At 73.8% G+C, this 19,339-nt stretch carries 13 protein-coding genes and 1 pseudogene; 5 read left to right on the forward strand and 9 right to left on the reverse strand.

Annotated elements, in window-relative coordinates; genetic code table 11:
* The first annotated feature begins 1 nt into the window (after window position 1).
* Window positions 2-2,107 carry a restriction endonuclease gene (locus MUK52_RS07525; protein ID WP_284575233.1) on the forward strand — a complete coding sequence of 702 codons (2,106 nt, stop codon included), beginning with the start codon at window positions 2-4 and terminating at the stop codon, window positions 2,105-2,107.
* 11 nt (window positions 2,108-2,118) lie between these two features.
* Here MUK52_RS07525 and MUK52_RS07530 read toward each other — a convergent pair whose 3' ends face one another.
* Both MUK52_RS07530 and MUK52_RS07535 read right to left on the reverse strand, forming a co-directional pair.
* Window positions 2,119-3,285: a CobW family GTP-binding protein gene (locus tag MUK52_RS07530; RefSeq protein WP_284575238.1), complete on the reverse strand. Its 1,167-nt coding sequence runs from the start codon at window positions 3,283-3,285 to the stop codon at window positions 2,119-2,121.
* Window positions 3,286-3,299: 14 nt separating this feature from the next.
* On the reverse strand, window positions 3,300-4,451 hold the full coding sequence (locus tag MUK52_RS07535) for a citrate synthase (RefSeq protein WP_114054559.1): 1,152 nt from the start codon (window positions 4,449-4,451) through the stop codon (window positions 3,300-3,302).
* A 70-nt stretch (window positions 4,452-4,521) separates the two neighbouring features.
* On the opposite strand from MUK52_RS07535, the gene MUK52_RS07540 reads away from it, so the two are divergent.
* The 3 genes and pseudogenes from MUK52_RS07540 (at window position 4,522) to MUK52_RS07550 (ending at window position 8,191) form a co-directional block, all read left to right on the forward strand.
* The gene (locus MUK52_RS07540; RefSeq protein ID WP_114054558.1) at window positions 4,522-5,781 is read left to right on the forward strand and encodes a citrate synthase; all 1,260 of its coding nucleotides are present in this window, start codon (window positions 4,522-4,524) and stop codon (window positions 5,779-5,781) included.
* 98 nt (window positions 5,782-5,879) lie between these two features.
* A pseudogene (locus tag MUK52_RS07545) lies at window positions 5,880-7,496 on the forward strand (sensor histidine kinase).
* Window positions 7,493-8,191, forward strand: coding sequence for a DUF7342 family protein (locus MUK52_RS07550; RefSeq protein ID WP_114054556.1), 699 nt, complete (start codon window positions 7,493-7,495; stop codon window positions 8,189-8,191). Before MUK52_RS07545 ends, MUK52_RS07550 begins: the two are co-directional and overlap by 4 nt.
* Window positions 8,192-8,206: 15 nt before the next feature.
* On the opposite strand, the gene MUK52_RS07555 is transcribed toward MUK52_RS07550, so the two are convergent.
* The 3 genes from MUK52_RS07555 to MUK52_RS07565 all read right to left on the reverse strand — a co-directional run bounded on the left by MUK52_RS07555 (window position 8,207) and on the right by MUK52_RS07565 (window position 12,613).
* Complete coding sequence (locus MUK52_RS07555; RefSeq protein WP_284575240.1) at window positions 8,207-9,799, reverse strand: monocarboxylic acid transporter; 1,593 nt, start codon at window positions 9,797-9,799, stop codon at window positions 8,207-8,209.
* Window positions 9,796-10,293 carry a DUF485 domain-containing protein gene (locus MUK52_RS07560; protein ID WP_284575242.1) on the reverse strand — a complete coding sequence of 166 codons (498 nt, stop codon included), beginning with the start codon at window positions 10,291-10,293 and terminating at the stop codon, window positions 9,796-9,798. The genes MUK52_RS07555 and MUK52_RS07560 overlap by 4 nt, the downstream gene beginning before the upstream one ends.
* A 199-nt stretch (window positions 10,294-10,492) precedes the next feature.
* On the reverse strand, window positions 10,493-12,613 hold the full coding sequence (locus tag MUK52_RS07565) for a DNA gyrase/topoisomerase IV subunit B (protein WP_114054553.1): 2,121 nt from the start codon (window positions 12,611-12,613) through the stop codon (window positions 10,493-10,495).
* Window positions 12,614-13,056: 443 nt separating this feature from the next.
* On the opposite strand from MUK52_RS07565, the gene MUK52_RS07570 reads away from it, so the two are divergent.
* Window positions 13,057-13,290 carry a DUF7455 domain-containing protein gene (locus MUK52_RS07570; RefSeq protein WP_114054552.1) on the forward strand — a complete coding sequence of 78 codons (234 nt, stop codon included), beginning with the start codon at window positions 13,057-13,059 and terminating at the stop codon, window positions 13,288-13,290.
* Between the two features lie 87 nt (window positions 13,291-13,377).
* Here MUK52_RS07570 and MUK52_RS07575 read toward each other — a convergent pair whose 3' ends face one another.
* The 4 genes from MUK52_RS07575 to MUK52_RS07590 all read right to left on the reverse strand — a co-directional run bounded on the left by MUK52_RS07575 (window position 13,378) and on the right by MUK52_RS07590 (window position 19,331).
* Entirely contained in the window at window positions 13,378-14,319 is a 942-nt protein-coding gene (locus MUK52_RS07575) for a serine protease (RefSeq protein ID WP_284575246.1), read from the reverse strand.
* 169 nt (window positions 14,320-14,488) lie between these two features.
* On the reverse strand, window positions 14,489-16,069 hold the full coding sequence (locus MUK52_RS07580; RefSeq protein WP_114054550.1) for an RNA polymerase sigma factor: 1,581 nt from the start codon (window positions 16,067-16,069) through the stop codon (window positions 14,489-14,491).
* Between the two features lie 347 nt (window positions 16,070-16,416).
* Window positions 16,417-17,304: a FadR/GntR family transcriptional regulator gene (locus tag MUK52_RS07585; protein ID WP_114054549.1), complete on the reverse strand. Its 888-nt coding sequence runs from the start codon at window positions 17,302-17,304 to the stop codon at window positions 16,417-16,419.
* A 191-nt stretch (window positions 17,305-17,495) separates the two neighbouring features.
* Window positions 17,496-19,331, reverse strand: coding sequence for an ATP-binding cassette domain-containing protein (locus tag MUK52_RS07590; RefSeq protein ID WP_284575249.1), 1,836 nt, complete (start codon window positions 19,329-19,331; stop codon window positions 17,496-17,498).
* Window positions 19,332-19,339 lie beyond the last annotated feature (8 nt).

Below are 19,339 nucleotides of genomic sequence, written 5' to 3' on the forward strand. Positions count from 1 at the left end.
GATGAGTCGTCGGTCGGGCGGATTGATCGGGACCTGGGCCGAGGCCCAGCGGCGGCAGCAGCAGACGCAGCTGGTCCAGCAGCGGGAGGCCGAACGCCGGCAGCGGGCCTACGAGCGGGAGGCGAACCGCAGCCACCGGCAGTACCGCGAGGCCGAGGCCCTGCGCCGCACCGCCGCCCTCGACGCCGAGGTCGCCGCCCTCAAGGGGCTGCTGGTCGCCGGCTGCCGTGCGCCGGCGTTCCGGATGGCCTCCCTGGTCCGCCCCGAGCAGGTCGCCCCCTTCGACCCCGGCGCGCTGGCGCAGCCCGTACCGCTCCCGCGCCTGGAGGACTTCCGGCGGCAGAGCAGCGGCTGGACCCTCGGCTCGCAGCACCGGGCGCAGGCGGAGCGAGACGCCCACGCCCGGTACACCGAGGCCTGGCAGGCCGCGACCGCCGCGGAGGCCCGGCGGCAGCAGCAGCTCGCCGCGTACCGGCAGCAGTACGACCGGTGGGCTGCCGAGCAGCTCGCCGGGGTCCGCGAGCACAACAGCGGGCTCGCCGAGCTGGCCGACGCCCTGCGCGCGGGCAGCGCCGAGGCCGCGGTCGAGTACTTCTCCGCCGCCCTGTACGCCTCCACGGCCTGGCCCGAGGCGCTGCCGCGGCAGGTGGCCGCCGCCTACGACCCCGCCGCGCGCGAGCTGGTCCTGGACTGGGAGCTGCCCGGCTACCCGGTGGTCCCGGAGGCCAGGGCGGTGCAGTACCTGCCCAGCACCGGCCAGGACAAGGTCAAGCCGCGTCCGGTGACGGAGCGCCGGGCCCTGTACCGGGACGTGCTGGCGCAGTGCATGCTGCTGGTCCTGCGGGAGCTGTACGCCGCCGACGAGTTCGGCGCCCTGGACTCCGTCACCGTCAACGGCTTCGTCGACTGCCACGACCCCGCGACGGGCCGGGAGGCGCGGTTCGTGCTCGCCACCGTCTCCGCGGCGCGCAGCGCCTTCGCGGGGCTGCGGCTGGAGCAGGTCAGCGCCGTCGACTGCCTGGTGTCGGGGCTCGGCGGGCAGCTGTCGGCACGCCCCGACCAGCGCACGGCGGTCCGGGCCGGGCGCCGGCCGGACGAGGTCGGCGGCGGCGTCGTCAGCCACGGCGGGGGCGCGGACGACGACGAGCCGGACCTGTTCGCGATGGACCCGATCGACTTCGAGAACCTGGTCGCGGAGCTGTTCCGGGCGATGGGCATGGAGGCGGTCACGACGCAGCGGTCGAACGACGGCGGTGTCGACGTGGAGGCGCTGGACCCGGCCCCGATCCGGGGCGGTCGGATCGTGGTGCAGGTCAAGCGCTACCGCAGGACGGTGCCGCCGACGGCCGTACGCGATCTGTACGGCACCGTGCAGGACAAGGGGGCGAACAAGGGCGTGCTCGTCACGACTGCCTCCTTCGGGCCGGGTTCGTACACCTTTGCCAACGGCAAGCCACTGGAGTTGGTTCCCGGTCCGGCCCTGGTGGAGCTGCTGCACCAGCACGGGCTGCGCGGCCGGCTCGGCCCGGCCGACGGCCCGGCGGCGGCCGCACCCGCGCCGACAGGCACGGCCGGGGCGGCCGGGGCGGGTGCCGGGTCCGCGGCCGGGCCCGACGCCCCTGCGGACCACAACGTCCTGGGCATGTCCTGGTCCGGCCCGGTGGCCCTGGACGTGTGCGCGCTGGTCTGCCAGGGCAGCCGGGTGCTGACCGAGGACCACTTCGTCTTCTACAACAACCCCCGCACCCCGGACGGCTCGGTGCGGGCCCATCCGCCCACGGCGCCGGACAAGGCCGCCCTGGCCGTCTCGTTCGACGGGCTGCCGCAGTCCGCGAACCGGCTGGTCCTCGTCGCCGCGGTCGACCCGGAAGCCGACCCGCACGCCGACCTGACCGGTTTCACCGACGCCGGCATCCGGCTCCTCGCGGCCGACGGCGCCGAGCTCGGCCGTCTGGACGTCTCCGACGGCCGCCCGGGCGAAACCGCGCTGGTCCTCGGCTCCTTCCGGCGCCGCGCCAACGGCGACTGGGACTTCGTGGCGGGCGGGAAGGGCTACCGCGACGGCCTCGCGGCCCTCCTCGCCGACCACGGCGTCGAGGTGGCCTGAGGCCGTACGGCTCACACCTCCGCGGAGGCGGGGGCGTCCTCGTGGTCGGCGGCCGGGGGGTCCTCGGCGGGGACGTCCGCTTCCGGCCCGGCTCCGGCGGGGCGGGCGACGTAGCGGAGGATCCCCCACATCGCCTCGGGTCCGGCGTTCTGCGGGGCCGGCTCGCGGCAGGCGTCGAGTTCCCGCAGCAGGGCTGCCCCATCGGTGCCGGACCCGATCAGGACGAGGCGGGTCAGCCGGGGCTCGCCCCGCCCCCAGGGTCCGGGTGCGAAGCGGAGGAACCGGCCGACGGCGTGGACCGCGTAGCGCTCCTCGTGCCCGGGGACGCCGAAGTACACGAAGCCCTTGATCCGGTAGAGGCCGGCGGGGCGCCGGTCGAGGAAGTCGATCAGGCGGCGGGGGCTGAGGGCCTGTTCGGAGACGAACTCCGTGCTCTCGTACTGCGTGTGCGCGTGCCCCGTGTGGTCGGTGGGGCCGCCGCCGTCCCTGCCGTCGTCCCGTGCCTCGGCGATCAGGTCCTCGAAGGACAGCTGCCCCCGCGTCTCGGTCCACGGACGGCGATCGAACAGCAGCCCGGGGTCGATGCGCCCGTGGTCGGCGGCGACCAGGGGGATCCCCGGGCACAGGGCGGCCAGTTCGGCCTCGATGCGGGCGCGCTCCGCGCAGTCGACGCGGTCGGTCTTGTTGAGCACCACCAGGTCGGCGGCGGCAAGGTGGCGGTCGGTCTCCGGGTGCCTGGCGCGGGTCTCGTCGAACTCGGCCGCATCCACGACCTCCACCAGCCCGCCGTAGCGGATGGCCGGGTTCTCACTGGCGGCCAGCATGCGGATCATCTCCTGCGGCTCGGCCAGGCCGCTCGCCTCGATGACGATCACGTCGATCCGGTGGACGGGATCGGAGAGCTTCTCCAGGTAGGCGTCGAGTTCGCTGCCGTCGACCGCGCAGCACAGGCAGCCGCCGCCGAGGGAGACCATGGAGTCGCCGACCTGGCCTGCCACCGACATCGCGTCGATCTCGATGGAGCCGAAGTCGTTGACCACGACCCCGATGCGGGTGCCGCCGCGGTGGGTGAGGAGGTGGTTGAGCAGCGTCGTCTTGCCGGATCCGAGGAATCCGGCGAGGACGACGACAGGGATCGGAGTGCGGGTGTCGGACCGGTCGGGCTGCCTGCTGTTCACCCCGCCGATCGTACTCAGGCGGGGACGGGAACCGGCCGGGGCGGCGTCGGCCCGGCGTAGCGCGCCGCCGGACGGATGATTTTCGAATCGGCCGCCTGCTCCAGTACGTTCGCGCTCCAGCCGACCACGCGGGCCGCGCAGAACGTCGGCGTGAACATCGCGCGCGGCAGCCCGCACAGCTCCATGACGACGCCCGCGTAGAACTCGACGTTGGTGTGGAGCTCGCGGCCGGGCTTGAGCTCGGCGAGGATCCGCTCCACGTGCTGCTCCACCTGTACGGCGAAGTCGACGAGCGGGCCGCCGAAGCGGAGGGCGATCCCGCGGAGCATGCGCGAGCGGGGGTCCTCGGTGCGGTAGACGGGGTGTCCGAAGCCCATGATCCGCTCGCCGGCGAGGACCCGCTCGCGGATCCACGGCTCGATGCGGTCCGCGGTGCCGATGGCGTCCAGGGTGTCCAGGGCCCGGCTGGGGGCGCCCCCGTGCAGCGGGCCGGAGAGGGCGCCGATCGCCCCGGTGAGGCAGGCGGCGACGTCCGCGCCGGTGGAGGCGATCACCCGGGCGGTGAAGGTGGAAGCGTTGAAGCCGTGGTCGACGGTGGAGACGAGGTACTGCTCGACGGCTCGGGCCGCGGCCGGGTCCGGCTCCTGTCCGGTGAGCATGTACAGGTAGTTCGCGGCGTACGGCAGGTCGTCGCGCGGGGCGACCGGCTCCAGGCCCCGGCCGAGCCGGTACAGCGCCGTGAGCAGGGTCGGTACGGCGGCGCAGGCTGCGAGCGCGTCGGCGGCGCGCCGCTCGGGGTCGAGGTCGTAGAGCGGGCGGAAGCCGGCGGAGGCGCCGAGCAGGGAGAGGGCGGTGCGCAGCCCCGCGAGGGGGCCGGAGGGGGCGGTGGCGCGGGCGAGGGCGGGGAGGGCGCCGGCGACCTCGGCCGGCAGTCTGCGCAGCGGGGCGACCTCGGCTGCGAAGGCGGCCCGCCCGGCGGCGTCGGCCGGGAGCTCGCCGCGGAACATCAGGTGCCAGACGTCCTCGAAGCTGCGCCGTTCGGCGAGCTCGACGGCCGAGTACTGGCGGTAGTGGTAGAAGCCCTCGCGGCCGCGGACATCGCCCAGGGCGGTCTCGGTGACCACGACTCCCGCGAGACCGCGGGGCACATCGACGGTGGTGTTCATGCATCGACCATCCATGATGGATTGAATCACTGTCAATATTGATTCACTCAACATATGTACTCTGTGCGTCATGAACGAGGCGCAGGACGAACGGCGGATCAGCACCCGCGAGGCGGCACGCCTCCTCGGCGTGAAGCCGGCCACCGTGTACGCGTACGTCAGCCGCGGCCAGCTCACCAGCCGCCGCGACGCGGTCGGCAGGGGCAGCACCTTCGACGCAGCCGAGGTGGAGGCCCTGGCCCGGCGCACCCGGCGGGAGGCGGCGCCGCCGGTCGGCGGCGAGCCCGTCGTACGGACCTCGCTGACCCTGATCGAGCCCGACCGGTACTGGTTCCGCGGCGTCGACGCCTGCGAGCTGGCCGCCCGCCACTCCTACGAGGAGGTCGCCGAGTGGCTGTGGACGGGCGCCCTCCGCAGGAACGCCCGCTTCACGGCTCCGCCGGACGCCCTCTGTGCCGCCCGCCGCGCCGTCGCCGCCCTGCCCGAGCACAGCGGGCCCCTCGACCGGCTGCGCGTGGCGACCGCCGCCGCCGCGGTCACCGACCCGCTGCGCTTCGACCTGTCGGAGGAGGCCGTGCTCGGCTCCGCCCGGCACCTGATCCCCACGCTGGTCGACGCCCTTCCCCCGGCCGCGGCGGAGCCGACTGGCCCGGCGGCGGAGGAGCCCGCCCCAGAGGGCCCGCTCGCGGCACGCCTGTGGACCCGCCTGACCGCGCGGGAGCCCGACCCCGCGGGCCTGGCCGCACTCGACCTGGCCCTCGCCCTGCTCATCGACCACGACCTGGCCGCCTCCACCCTCGCCGTACGGGTCGCCGCCTCGGCGCGCGCCCACCCGTACGCCGCCGTGTCGGCGGGGCTCGGCGTCCTGGAAGGCCCCCTGCACGGCGCCGCCGGGCGGCTCGCCCACCGCACGCTCGCCGAGGTCCTGGAGCGCGGCGGGGCCGCGCCCGTCGTCGCGGAGCACCTGCGGGCCGGCCGGCCGGTACCCGGGCTCGGGCACCGGCTCTACGCGGCCGAGGACCCGCGGGCGACCGCACTCCTCGCCCGGCTGGAGGACGTCCCCGGGGCTGCTCTGGCGCTTGCAGCGGCCCGGGAGCTCGCCGCCACGACGGCGGCCGGGCGCGGTGGTCCGCACGCCAACGTGGACCTGGCCCTGGCGGTGCTGACGCTCTCCACCGGAATGCCGGCCGAGGCCGGGGAGACCGTCTTCGCCGTCGCGCGCACCGCCGGATGGATCGCCCACGCACTGGAGGAATACCAGGAACGCCCGCTCCGCATGCGCCCCACGGGCCACTACGAGGGCCCCCGCCCCCCGCGCCCACTCCCCTGACCCCTCTCCCCTTGGCCCTGCTGCCGCCCGTCACCCTCCCCCGCGCTTCCTGACCCGGCGATTCCCCTTCCGGCGCCGCCGACCTACGGTTGCTGGTCATGCGGATCCCCTCCCTCGGCGCTCGGCGCATCGGGCTGCCCAGACGGGCCGTCTCGCAGATCCTCCTGACCCAGCTGGCCATCGCCGCGAGTGTCGCTGTCCTGGCCACCGGGCTGTTCCTGGCCCCGCTGAGCGCACAGCTCGACGACCAGGCCATGCAGCGCGCCCTCGCGATCGCCCGCAGCACGGCCGCCGACCCCTCCCTGGCGGCCGCGGTACTGGACTCCGGGCCGACAGCCGACGGCCCGGTGCAGGCCGCCGCCGAGCGGATCCGCCGCGCCACCCGCGCCGAGTACGTGGTGGTGATGGACCTCCACGGCATCCGCCGCTCCCACCCCCGCCCCGACCGCATCGGACTGCCCGTCTCCACCGACCCCGGCGACGTCCTCGCGGGCCGCGACGTGACGGAGATCGACGAGGGCACCCTGGGCCGCACCGCCCGCGGAAAGGTGCCGCTCGTCGCCGCCGACGGCGAGTTCGTCGGCGCCGTGTCCGTCGGCATCTCCTACGACAGCGTCCGGGCCCGGCTGCTCGGCGCCATCCCGGGCCTCCTCGCGTACGCCGGCGGCGCACTGGCCGCCGGCGCGCTCGCCGCCTAGCTCCTCTCCCGCCGGATCCAACGCCAGACCCGCGACCTGGCCTTCTCCGACATCTCCGGCCTCCTCGCCGAACGCGAGGCGATGCTCCACTCCATCCGCGAGGGCGTCGTCGCCCTCGACCCCGCCGGACGCATCCGGCTCGTCAACGACGAGGCCGCCCGCCTCCTCGGCCTCTCCCCCGCCGACACGGCCCGCGCCCCCGGCCGGCCGCTTGACGAGGTCGTCGGCGCGGGCCGCACCGCCGACGTCCTCTCCGGCCGCGCCACCGGCCGCGACCTCCTCACCGTGCAGGGGCCGCGCGTCCTGGTCGCCAACCGGATGCCCACCGAGGACGGCGGCGCCGTCGCCACCCTGCGCGACCGCACCGAACTGGAGCAGCTCCGCCGCGAACTCGACTCCACCCAGGGCCTGATCGACGCCCTGCGCGCGCAGGACCACGAGCACGCCAACCGCCTCCACACCCTCCTCGGCCTGCTGGACCTCGGCCTGCACGAGGAGGCGGCGGAGTTCCTCGCCGAGGTCGCCGGCGGGCGGCGCAGCACCGCCGAGCAGGTCACCGAGAAGGTCCACGACCCGCTGCTGGCCGCCCTCCTTGTGGGCAAGGCGACGGTCGCCGCCGAGCGCGGCGTCCCGCTGCGCCTCACCGACGGCAGCTTCCTGCCCGACCGCCTCGCCGATCCCGGCGGGTTGGTCACCATCGCCGGAAACCTCGTGGACAACGCCCTGGACGCGGCCGCCGGATCGGCCGCACCCCTCGTCGAGGTGGAGTTGCGCTGCGAGGACCGCACCCTGGTCCTCCTCGTCCGCGACAGCGGTCCCGGCGTGCCGGAGTCCCGCCGCGAAAAGATCTTCACCGAGGGCTGGTCGACGAAGCAGCCCCAGGGTCGGCGCGAGCGCGGTCTCGGCCTGGCCCTCGTACGCCGCCTGGCGGAGCGGCAGGGCGGCACGGCCCGGGCCGGCGGGACAGCGGACGGAGGGGCGGAGTTCTCCGTCGTACTCCCGGAGGCCCTGCGATGAGCGGATCCCCGATCCACGTATTGGTCGTCGACGACGACATGCGTGTTGCCCGGATCAACGCGGCGTACGTCGAGAAGGTTCCCGGCTTCCGCGTCGTCTCCCGCGCCCACTCGGCCTCCGAGGCGCTGGAACGCCTCGGAGACCGGCGGGTGGACCTGGTCCTCCTGGACCACTACCTGCCCGACGGCAGCGGCCTGGACCTGGTGGCGCGCCTGCGGCAGCTCGGCCACTCCACCGATGTGATCATGGTCACGGCCGCCCGGGACCTCGCCACGGTGCAGGCAGCGATGCGCCTCGGCGCCCTCCAGTACCTGGTCAAACCGTTCACCTTCCAGGGCCTCAGGCTCCGGCTGGAGGCGTACGCGGCCCTGCGCCGCACCCTGGAGACGGGCGGCGAGGCCGAACAGGCCCAGGTGGACCGGATCTTCGGGGCGCTCGCCGCCGCCGGCGCCCCCAACGAGCTGCCCAAGGGCCACTCCCCCACCACCGCCGAGCTGGTCCGCCGCGTCCTGCTGTCCGCGGAAGGCCCGTTGTCGGCCCAGCAGATCGCCGACCGCGCCGGCATCAGCCGCCAGACCGCCCAGCGGTACCTCAAACTGCTGGACCGCACCGGACGGGTCACACTGGCCCTGCGCTACGGCGAGACGGGCCGCCCCGAGCACCGCTACGCCTGGCGCCCGGCCGACGGCCCGTGATCCGCTGCCGCTCCGTCACACGGCCCCGGCGCCCGTCAGGGAGCGGACCTCGGTCTCGGCGTGCTTGGCGACGTCCGGCTCCTCCGACGAGGCCACCGTCCCCAGCCAGCCCGCCAGGAACCCGAGCGGAATCGAGACCAGGCCCGGGTTCTGCAGCGGGAAGCACTGGAAGTCCGCTCCCGGGAAGAGGGCGTCGGGGCTGCCGGAGACGACCGGCGACAGCACCACCAGCAGCACGGCCGGCACCAGTCCGCCGTACACCGACCAGACGGCGCCGCGCGTCGTGAAGCGGCTCCAGAACAGCGAGTACAGCAGCACGGGCAGGTTGGCGGAGGCCGCGACCGCGAAGGCGAGGCCCACCAGGAACGCCACGTTCAGGTCCTGGGCCAGCAGCCCGAGCGCGATCGCCACCGCCCCGATCCCGACGGCCGCGATCCGCGCCACCGCGACCTCGCTGCGTGCACGGGCGCGGCGGCGCCGGAGGGAGGCGTACAGGTCGTGCGCGACGGACGCCGACGAGGCCAGGGTGATGCCCGCGACGACGGCGAGGATCGTCGCGAAGGCGATCGCCGCGACCAGGGCGAACAGCACGGCCCCGCCGGTGGATTCCGCCCCGCCGCCCAGGTCCGCGGCGAGCAGCGGCACCGCCGTGTTGCCGGAGGCGTGGGAGGCGCGGACCGCGGCCGGGCCGACCAGCGCGGCCGCACCGAAGCCGAGCACGATGGTCATCAGGTAGAAGCCGCCGATCAGGCCGATCGCCCAGACCACCGACCGGCGGGCGGCCCGCGCGGTCGGCACCGTGTAGAAGCGGGACAGGATGTGCGGGAGCCCGGCGGTGCCGAGGACCAGGGCCAGGCCGAGGCTCATGAAGTCGATGCGGGCGGTCCAGTCGCCGCCGTACTTCAGCCCGGGGCCCAGGAACCGCTCGCCGTGGCCGCTGCGTTCTGCGGCGCTGGTGAGCAGCAGCCCGAAGTCGCCGTGGAAGCGGAGCAGGACGAGGACGGTGAGGGCGACCGCCCCGCCCATCAGGAGGACGGCCTTGACGATCTGGATCCAGGTGGTGGCCCGCATTCCGCCGAAGGTGACGTAGACGACCATCAGCGCCCCGACCGCGACCACGGTCAGCGTGCGGGCGGCGGTGCCGGAGTCGCCGAGCAGCAGGCCGACGAGGCTGCCGGCCCCGACCATCTGCGCGACGAGGTACAGCACGGAGACGGTGACGGAGGCGGTCCCGGCGGCGATCCGGACGGGCCGCTCGCTCATCCGGGCCGCGACGACGTCGGCGAGGGTGAAGCGGCCGCAGTTGCGGACGAGTTCGGCGACGAGGAAGAGGACGACGAGCCAGGCGACGAGGAAGCCCACCGAGTACAGCAGACCGTCGTAGCCGAACAGGGCGATCAGCCCGGAGATGCCGAGGAAGGACGCGGCGGACATGTAGTCGCCGGCGATGGCGAAACCGTTCTCCATCGGGGAGAACAGCCGCCCCCCGGCGTAGAACTCCTCGGCCGAGCCGTGCCGGTGGCGGCTGACCCAGGTGGTGATGCCCAGGGTCACCGCGATGAAGGTGCTGAAGAGGACCAGAGCGAGGGTCTGGTGCCCGGCGGTCACCGGCCCGCCTCCCGCTTGCGGCCCCGCCCGTGCCCGCGCTCCTGCTCGAACACGGTCCATCGCAGGTCCAGCGCGGCCCGGTCCCGGCGGAGCCTGGCGTGCCGGGCGTACGCCCAGGTCAGCAGGAAGGTGCTGAGGAACTGGCCGAGGCCGGCGAGCAGGGCCACGTTGACCGCGCCGGCGACCGGCCGGGCCATGAACCCGGGGGCCGCGGTCGCCGCGACCACGTAGGCCACGTACCAGAGGAGGAAGGCGGCGGTCGCGGGGACGACGAACCCGCGGTAGCGGCTGCGGACCTCCTGGAAGGCGGCGCTGCGCTGCACCTCCAGGTAGATCTCGGACGCGTCGGCCGGGGCCGCCCGTCCGCCGGCCGATCGCAGCGGTGCGTCCCCGCCGCAGTCGCCCTCGCCCTCGCCCCAGTCGACGGCCGGCCCGTCGTACCAGGGGTCGTCGAGCCGGATCGTTCCGGCGTCGGGACCTTCGTGCTTGTCCACCGAACTCTCCTTGTCCGCTGCCGCATTGGCGGCGTGCCCACAAGGATGTGCGGAATGAGCGGTTTCCGGACTGGTGTACCGGTGCTCTTCACTCCAACAGGTGATGGGGCGGAGAGGGCGGGCCGGTGGGAACGCGAAGCGGCGGGCCGCACCGTCCGAGGTGCCGGCCCGCCGCTCCGCCCGGGTGCCGGGCCGCCCGTCAGGCGTCGATGCGCGAGCGGTCCAGGGTGGCCGCGGAGCTGGTGATGAACTCCTTGCGGGGGGCCACCTCGTTGCCCATGAGCAGGTCGAAGACCTGCTCGGCCGCTTCCAGGTCGCCGATGTTGATGCGGCGCAGCGTGCGGTGGCGCGGGTCCATCGTCGTCTCCGCCAGCTGGTCCGCGTCCATCTCGCCGAGGCCCTTGTAGCGCTGGATCGAGTCCTTGTAGCGGATGTTCTTCCGCTGGAATTCGAGCAGGGTCTGGCGGAGTTCGCTGTCCGAATACGTGTAGACGTACTTGTCCTGCCCCCTCTTGGGCTGGACGAGCTCGATCCGGTGCAGCGGCGGCACGGCCGCGAACACCCTCCCGGCCTCGACCATGGGGCGCATGTAGCGCTGGAAGAGCGTCAGCAGCAGGCAGCGGATGTGGGCGCCGTCCACGTCGGCGTCGACGAGCAGGACGATCTTCCCGTACCGCGCGGCGTCGATGTCGAAGGTGCGGCCGGAGCCGGCCCCTATGACCTGGATGATCGCGCCGCACTCGGCGTTCTTCAGCATGTCCGAGACCGAGGACTTCTGAACGTTCAGGATCTTGCCGCGGATGGGCAGCAGGGCCTGGAATTCGGAATTCCGGGCCAGCTTCGCGGTGCCGAGGGCGGAGTCTCCCTCGACGATGAAGAGCTCGCTGCGCTCGACGTCGTCGCTGCGGCAGTCCGCGAGCTTGGCGGGGAGCGAGGAGGTCTCCAGGGCCGTCTTGCGGCGCTGCGCCTCCTTGTGCTGGCGGGCGGCGATGCGGGTCCGGGCCGCCGCGACGACCTTCTCCATCACGGCGCGCGCCTGCTGCTTGTCGTCGCGCTTGGTGGAGGTCAGGAAGGCCTTGAGCTCCTTGGAGACGACGGCGGCGACGATGCGGGCGGCCGCCGAGGTGCCGAGCACCTCCTTGGTCTGGCCCTCGAACTGCGGCTCGGCCAGGCGGACGGTGACGACCGCGGTCAGGCCCTCCATCGCGTCGTCCTTGACGACGTCGTCCTCGGCGACGCGCAGCAGCTTGGCGGAGCGGAGCACCTCGTTCAGGGTCTTGGCGACGGCGCGCTCGAAGCCGGTGATGTGGGTGCCGCCCTTGGGCGTGGCGATGATGTTCACGAAGGACTTGACGGTCGTCTCGTACCCCGTGCCCCACCGCAGGGCGATGTCCACGCCGAGGTCGCGGGTGACCTCGGTGGGGGTCATGTGGCCGCGCTCGTCGAGGACGGGGACGGTCTCCTTGAAGGTGCCCTGCCCGCTGAGGCGCAGGACGTCGCAGACGGCCTTGTCCTGGGCGAGGAAGTCGCAGAACTCGCTGATCCCGCCGTCGAAGCGGAAGACCTCCTCGGTCTTCCCGGCCCCGTCGATGCCGCGCTCGTCGCGCACGACGATCGTCAGGCCGGGGACGAGGAAGGCGGTCTGGCGGGCACGCTGGTGCAGGGTCTCCAGCGAGAGCCGGGCGTCCTTGAGGAAGATCTGCCGGTCGGCCCAGTAGCGGACGCGGGTGCCGGTCTTGCCCTTGGCGATGCGCTTGACCTTGCGCAGGCCGCCGGCGGGGTCGAAGCCGCTGTCGGGGCCCTGGCCGGTGAAGACGCCGGGCACGCCGCGGCGGAAGCTGATCGCGTGGGTGGAGCTGCCGCGGTCGACCTCGACGTCGAGGCGGGAGGAGAGGGCGTTGACGACGGAGGCGCCGACGCCGTGCAGACCGCCGGAGGCGGCGTAGGAGCCGCCGCCGAACTTGCCGCCGGCGTGCAGCTTGGTCATGACGACCTCGACGCCGGACAGGCCGGTCTTCGGCTCGACGTCCACGGGGATGCCGCGGCCGTTGTCCCTGACCTCGACGGAGGCGTCGTCGTGGAGGATGACCTCGATGTGGTCGCAGTAGCCGCCCAGGGCCTCGTCGACGGCGTTGTCGATGATCTCCCAGAGGCAGTGCATCAGGCCGCGGCTGTCGGTCGACCCGATGTACATGCCGGGCCGCTTGCGGACGGCTTCGAGGCCTTCGAGGACGAGCAGGTGCCGCGCGGTGTAGTTGGAGCCGTCCCGGTCTGCTCCGGACAGCAGCGCGCTGGAAGGCACGGACGTGTCGGCGGTCACGCAGTTCGCTCCTCGCTGAATTTCATTTCTGGACCCGGTGGTGCACGGGGTGGCTCGGTCGCCCGTCGAAGGGTACCGAGGCCTGGTAGAGCCGATGCAACGCCACCCTCGTCCTGCATCAGCCTAGTGCAGATCCGCACGGATGTTCGATCCCCCGAGCGGGTGAAGCAAACATCACGTTCCCTTCGAGGCATGAACCATTTAGGGTTCGGGCACGTCCTCATGAACAACCGGCACTCAGGCCGGGGAGGACGACTGCGACAAGCGAACGACTGACAACGCGAAACCGTAAAGCAACGCAATACGGCTCCTTCGCCGCCAACCGGCAGCAGCCGGCCAGCTTCGGAAGGAAGTTTCGAGGAAAAGCCGCGAGCGGGAACGTTTTCGGCCTGGTTGGATGTTGACCCTGGTACGACAGCTCGTCGAGCTAGAGAAGAGGCGACGTGACTACTGTTCTGACACCCGCGACCCCGCTGACGGCCGCTGACCGATGCGACCGTTGCGGCGCCCAGGCATATCTGCGCGTCGTCCTGCTGAGCGGCGGTGAACTGCTCTTCTGCGCCCACCACGGGCGCAAGTTCGAGCCGGAACTCAAGAAGATCGCCGCGGAAATACAGGATGAGACCGAGCGGCTGACGTCCGCTCCTGCGGCGCACGCCGACACCGAGGACCGCTGACAGGCCTGTACCTCGCATCCGACGAGCCAGGACCGGCGAGGCCGGTCGACGGGCGGCACTTCCGAGACCCGGAAGTGCCGCCCGTCCTCACGTCTGCGGTGCCGAACGCGAGGGACGCCCCTCTTCGGCCCGTACAGGGGCCTTGGAGCCCCTTTCGGCACCCCACGCCGTGTCGGGCACCGCTCCAGGCTGCGGGGCCGTCTCCGGCCCGGCCACGAAGCCAGCCAGCGGTGCGATCCGCGTGTAGACGCCCGGGCTGTCGGCGCGGCCGCACCCCCGGCCCCACGACACGACCCCGATAAGGCGGCCCTCGGCGACGAGCGGCCCGCCGCTGTCGCCCTGGCAGGCGTCCCGCCCGCCGCGGGCGTGCCCCGCGCACACCATGGATTCGGGCCGGTACTCACCGTCCGCATCCCCCGGGTACGCCTCCTGGCAGACCTCGTCCGCCAGGACGGTGACCTGCGCCGCCCGCAGCCCGAACGCGTAGTCGCCGAAGCCGCTGGTGTCGCCCCACCCGTACACGGCGGCTTCGGCACCGGCCCGGTAGCCGGGGTGCTCCTGCCCGGCGAGCGGCAGCACGTGCTGCCCGGGGAGTGCCTCGGCGAGCTCCAGGACGGCGAGGTCGCCTGCGTTGCTCCGCGTGTCGTACGCCGGGTTCACCCGTACCGAGCGGACTGGGACCTCGCGGCCCTCGTCCGCCCGCAGCTGCGTGCGCCCCGCGATCACCCGCAGGTCGCGGACGGCCTCGACCGGCGCGCCCAGCACCTCCCGGCTCAGGCAGTGGGCGGCGGTGACGACCCGCGTGGGGGCGACGAGCGCGCCGCCGCAGAACTGCCCGGCCCGCGTTCCGCCGAACCGGTCACGGCTGGCCACGGCCACGACCCAGGGACTGTCCGCCGCCTTCACCGGCCTGCCGCCGATCACGATGCTGTCCGCGGCGGCGTGAGGGGCGCGGGCCAGGGGGGCGGCGGCAACCCCCGCCACCAGGGCCAGCGCGCCCGCCAGAGCACGGGAGATGGGTCGACGCATCGGGCCTCCTGACGCTGGGTGTGCGCTTCTGCACCCAGAGTGGGCCGCCCGGCGGGCGTGCGCACCCGCGCACGGTGCCGACCGGGGGTTGCGCGGGGGCACGGACAGGGCCCGGCGGCCCCTGTCGGGGCGCCGGGCCCTGTCGGCGGGCGGCGTGGCCGCGGCGGCTCTAGTCCAGGTAGTCGCGCAGGACCTGGGACCGGGAGGGGTGGCGGAGCTTCGACATGGTCTTGGACTCGATCTGGCGGATGCGCTCGCGCGTCACGCCGTAGACCTTGCCGATCTCGTCCAGCGTCTTGGGCTGGCCGTCGGTCAGGCCGAAGCGCATGGACACGACACCCGCCTCGCGCTCGCTCAGGGTGTCCAGGACGGAGTGGAGCTGCTCCTGCAGGAGCGTGAAGCTCACGGCGTCGGCCGGGACGACCGCCTCGGAGTCCTCGATGAGGTCGCCGAACTCGCTGTCGCCGTCCTCGCCGAGCGGGGTGTGCAGGGAGATCGGCTCGCGGCCGTACTTCTGGACCTCGATGACCTTCTCGGGGGTCATGTCGAGTTCCTTGGCCAGCTCCTCCGGGGTGGGCTCGCGGCCCAGGTCCTGGAGCATCTGGCGCTGTACACGGGCGAGCTTGTTGATGACCTCGACCATGTGCACGGGGATGCGGATCGTGCGCGCCTGGTCGGCCATGGCGCGGGTGATCGCCTGGCGGATCCACCAGGTGGCGTACGTGGAGAACTTGTAGCCCTTGGTGTAGTCGAACTTCTCGACCGCGCGGATCAGGCCCAGGTTGCCCTCCTGGATCAGGTCCAGGAAGAGCATGCCGCGGCCGGTGTAGCGCTTGGCCAGGGAGACCACGAGGCGGAGGTTGGCCTCCAGCAGGTGGTTCTTGGCGCGGCGGCCGTCCTCGGCGATGATCTCCAGTTCGCGCTTGAGCTTGGGCGCCAGCTTGTCGGAGGTGGCGAGCTTGTCCTCGGCGAACAGGCCGGCCTCGATGCGCTTGGCGAGCTCGACCTCCTGCTCGGCGTTGAGCAGGGGGACCTTGCCGATCTGCTTGAGGTAGTCCTTGACGGGGTCGGCGGTGGCGCCGGCGACGGCGACCTGCTGGGCGGGCGCGTCGTCCTCGTCGTCGGAGATGACGAAGCCCTTGGCCTCGCCGCCGTCCTCCTCTTCCTCGCCCTCGGCCTTGACCTCGGCGGGGCCCTCTTCCAGGAGCTCTTCCTCGCCAGCCTCGTCGGAGTCCTTCTTCGCGGCGGTCTTCTTGGCGGCCGCCTTCTTCGCCGCCGCCTTCTTGGCGGGGGCGGTCTTCTTGGCGGCCGTCTTGCGGGCGGCCGTCTTCTTGGCGGCGGGCTCGGCTCCGGGCTCGTGCTCGGCGGCGCCTACGGGCTCGGGGTCGACCGCTTCGGCCGCCGGTTCCGCGGCGGCGACGGTCCGCGCAGCCGTCGTCTTCGCCGCGGCGGTCTTGGTGGCCGCCCGCTTGGCCGGGGCTTTCGCTGCGACGCTCTTGCGGGTGGTGCGCTTGGGCGACTCCGCGGCACTGACCATCAGCGTCACACCCTCTTCCTCGAGGATCTGGTTGAGGCTGCGCAGAACATTCTTCCACTGGGTCGCAGGAATCTGGTCAGCCTCGAAGGCCCGACGTACGTCATCGCCGGCGATCTGCCCCTCGGCCTTGCCCCGCTCGATGAGCGCCATCACAGATTCGGATTCGGCGATCTCCGGCGGGAGCGTACGGGATGTGCTGGCCGACACGAACAACCTCTCGGAACGATGGGAACGGCTTCCGACCCCGGACCGGGTGGTGCTGGACCGGAGCCGACGACCACCGACTGGGGATGGGCCGGGGGCGCGGGCAGGGGCCGGGGAGCTTCACAGCACCCGCAAGGGCTGCTGTTCCCTCCGTCGGCCATCACCTCTCTAGGTCATCGCGTGACTTCGCAGAGCGTTACGCCCAAAAATTCGTGGCCGTGGTCACACGCCCGCGGCGGACCGCGGTCCGGGGCCGGCCGGGGGCGGGCCGGAGGGGCCGCCCACACCGGTGTCGCCGGACCCGGCCGGGTCCGGCGACACGTGCGAGTACCTCCGCGCCTCCCGTCCGCCGCCGCTCAGTGCTCTCGCGGGGCGGGCACCACGCGCTCGACCTCGGGGTGGACGGTCAGCAGCTGGCGCATGGCGCCCTCGGCTCCCGCGGCGTCCCCCGCGGCGAGCGCCTCGACGATCCGTGCGTGGTGGGCGACGCACGCCTCGCTCGGGCGGTCGCAGGTGGTCGTCGCGCTGCCGGAGACCTGGAGTGCGGCGGAGACGATGCCGGAGAGGTGCTCCAGCATGCGGTTGCCTGCGACCTGGATGAGGAGCGCGTGGAACTCGTTGTCGGCGCGCGCGAAGGTGATCGCGTCGCCCTGGCCGAGGGCGTGCCCCATGATCTCGACCATGTCGGCCAGGCGCTGCTGGACGTCGGGGCGGCCGTGGCCGGCGGCGAGGCGGGCGGCGAGCGGCTCGATGGTCCAGCGGAGCTCGTTGAGCTCGCGGCGCTGGTCGTCGCGCTGGGGGCCGAAGGCCCTCCACTCGATGATGTCGGGGTCGAGGAGGTTCCAGTCGGCGACCGGCCGGACCCGGGTGCCGACGTTGGGGCGGGCGCTGACGAGGCCCTTGGCCTCCAGCACGCGCAGCGATTCGCGGACCACCGTGCGGGAGACCTCGAAGCGCTGGCCGATCTCCTCGGGGACGAGGGGGCGGTCGGCCCCGAGGTCGCCGGAGACGATCATCTGGCCGAGCTGCTGGACGAGTTGGCCGTGCAGGCCGCGGCCGCGGCTGCCCGCGGCGCGCCGGCCGACACGGCCCAACTCGACGTCGGCGCCCTCCCAGTGCGGTGTGGCGACGCGGTCGGCCCCGGGGGTTTCCGCATACGGGTAGCGGTCGAGTTCGCCCGGGCCGACGAGGCCGGAGTCGGCATGGCGGGCGGCGGTCATCATGGTGTGCGCAAGGGTACTCACGAATCCTTTGTCGGCCGCGCCCCGAGGACCCTTGAGGTCTTTGCTGAAAAGCACACGAAAGGGTGATCGGTGCCACCTGCGCAATTGACGACTTATCGTAAAGAACCGGGCCGTTTGCGGGGAGTTGCGGTCCTGTTCACGTGCAGTGGGCGCTTCCGGTCGGAGCGCGGGCGCGCCCGGCTGCCAAGCGGTCACCATCGGACACGGCTGCGCAGTCCGGTGAACCCATAGGCGCACAACAGGACCATCAGCGACAACGCCAGTGCCGCGCCGACGGGTTGGGCGATCACGCGGAGGACTCCGGTGACCATGCGGTCCGCCTCCGGGGGCCACTGGGCCAGCGCCAGGGAGCGCAGCCGGGCCGCCAGGCCTGCGACCGGGTACGCGGACGGGCCGTGCAGCACCTCGCGCAGCAGCGGCACCACGCCGACCGGGACGGCGAGCACCGCGGCCATGCCGGCGGTCGCCGACCGGAAGACCCCGGAGGCCAGGACCCCGGCCCAGGTGCAGCCGACGAGGAGGCCGGCCCAGCTGGCTGCGGGAACGGCCCAGTGCTCCGGGGTGCGCAGCGGGCCGCCGCCGAAGACGAGGTGCACGGCGGCGGCGTCGGCGGCCACGGCCAGGGCGCCGAGGCCCAGAGCGAGCGCGGCGCCGACGCCGAGCTTGGCGGCGAGCAGTCCGAGCCGGCGCGGCACGGTGCCGCGGTCCGCGGCGAGCGCCGGGTAGCGGTACTCCTCGCCGAAGGCCAGGGCTCCGAGCAGGCCGGCGCCGAGTGCGGCGGGCGGCAGCGGCAGCAGCTCCGGCCAGCCGGCGAGTACCCGGTGCTGGGAGCTGTGGCCGGTGCGGGCCAGGAGCACGGCGAGGACCGCGGAGACGCACACGGCGGTGGCGGCGGTCAGGGCGGGCGCGGCGGTGCCGAAGACGCGCAGCAGCTCGTAGCGCAGGGGGCGCAGCGGGCCGCCGACGCGCCGCACCGCGGAGGCGGGCCGGCCGTCGGCTCCCGGCCAGGAGCCCGCCGCCGGCTGGGCGGGGCGGCCGGCGCCGGCGGCTCCGGCGGCGCCGGTGGCCGGGCCGGGCGCCTGGGCGGCAGGGGCGGCGGCCGCGTCGCCGCCGTCGGATCCGGTGCGGGCGGCCGGGACGGCGGCCGCGGGCTCGCGGGTGTCGCCGGTCTCGTCGGCGATCTGGTGGACGAGCACGCCGTGGCGGAACGCCGCCTCGCCGACCTCCGCGCAGCTGCTGCCGTAGACGGCAAGGCGGTTGCCGGCCTCCTCGACGATCTCCACCGGGCGCTGACCGGCGCGGGCCTCGCGGTTCAGGACGTCGGCCAGGCGGGCGGCGTGGGGGGTGCGCACGGCGACCCGGGGCCGCAGCCGGGTCCGGGCGAATTCGGGGGCGTCCTGGTCGGCGACGAGCCGGCCGCGGTCGATGCTCACGACGCGGTCCGCGCTGCGGGCGGCCTCCTTCGCGTCGCCGGTGGTGAACAGGACCGCCCCGCCGAGGGCGGCGTGCCCGCGCAGGAGGGTGTGCATCCAGCCGCGGTCGCGGGGGGAGAGCCCGGCGCAGGGCTCGTCGAGGAGCAGGGTGCAGGGGTCGGCGAGCAGGGCGGCGGCCAGGGCCACGCGGCGGTCCAGGCCGAGGGAGAGGGAGCCGAGGCGTTCGTCACGGAGCCCCGCGATGCCGACGACCTCCAGCACGGCGTCGGCCCGGGAGGCGGGCACCCCGGCGGCCGCGCACAGCATCCGCAGCTGGCCGCGGACCGTCCGTGCGGGGTTGCCGGGGATGTCGCCGAGCAGCACCCCGACCTCGCGGCTCGGATGCGGGATGCGGTGCAGCGGGCGTCCGCGGAAGTAGGTGACGCCCTTGCCCGGTTCGAGTTCCAGCATCAGCCGCAGGGCGGTGGTCTTGCCCGAGCCCTGGTCGCCGAGGAGAGCGGTGACGGCGCCGGGGCGGGCCTCGAAGGTGAGGTCGTCGACGAGCGGCGGGAGGTGTCGACGGGGGCGGCTGGTGAGTCCGATGGCCTGGAGCATCGCTTCCC

This window comes from Streptomyces sp. 2P-4, assembly GCF_030167965.1.
Classification (GTDB): domain Bacteria; phylum Actinomycetota; class Actinomycetes; order Streptomycetales; family Streptomycetaceae; genus Streptomyces; species Streptomyces globosus_A.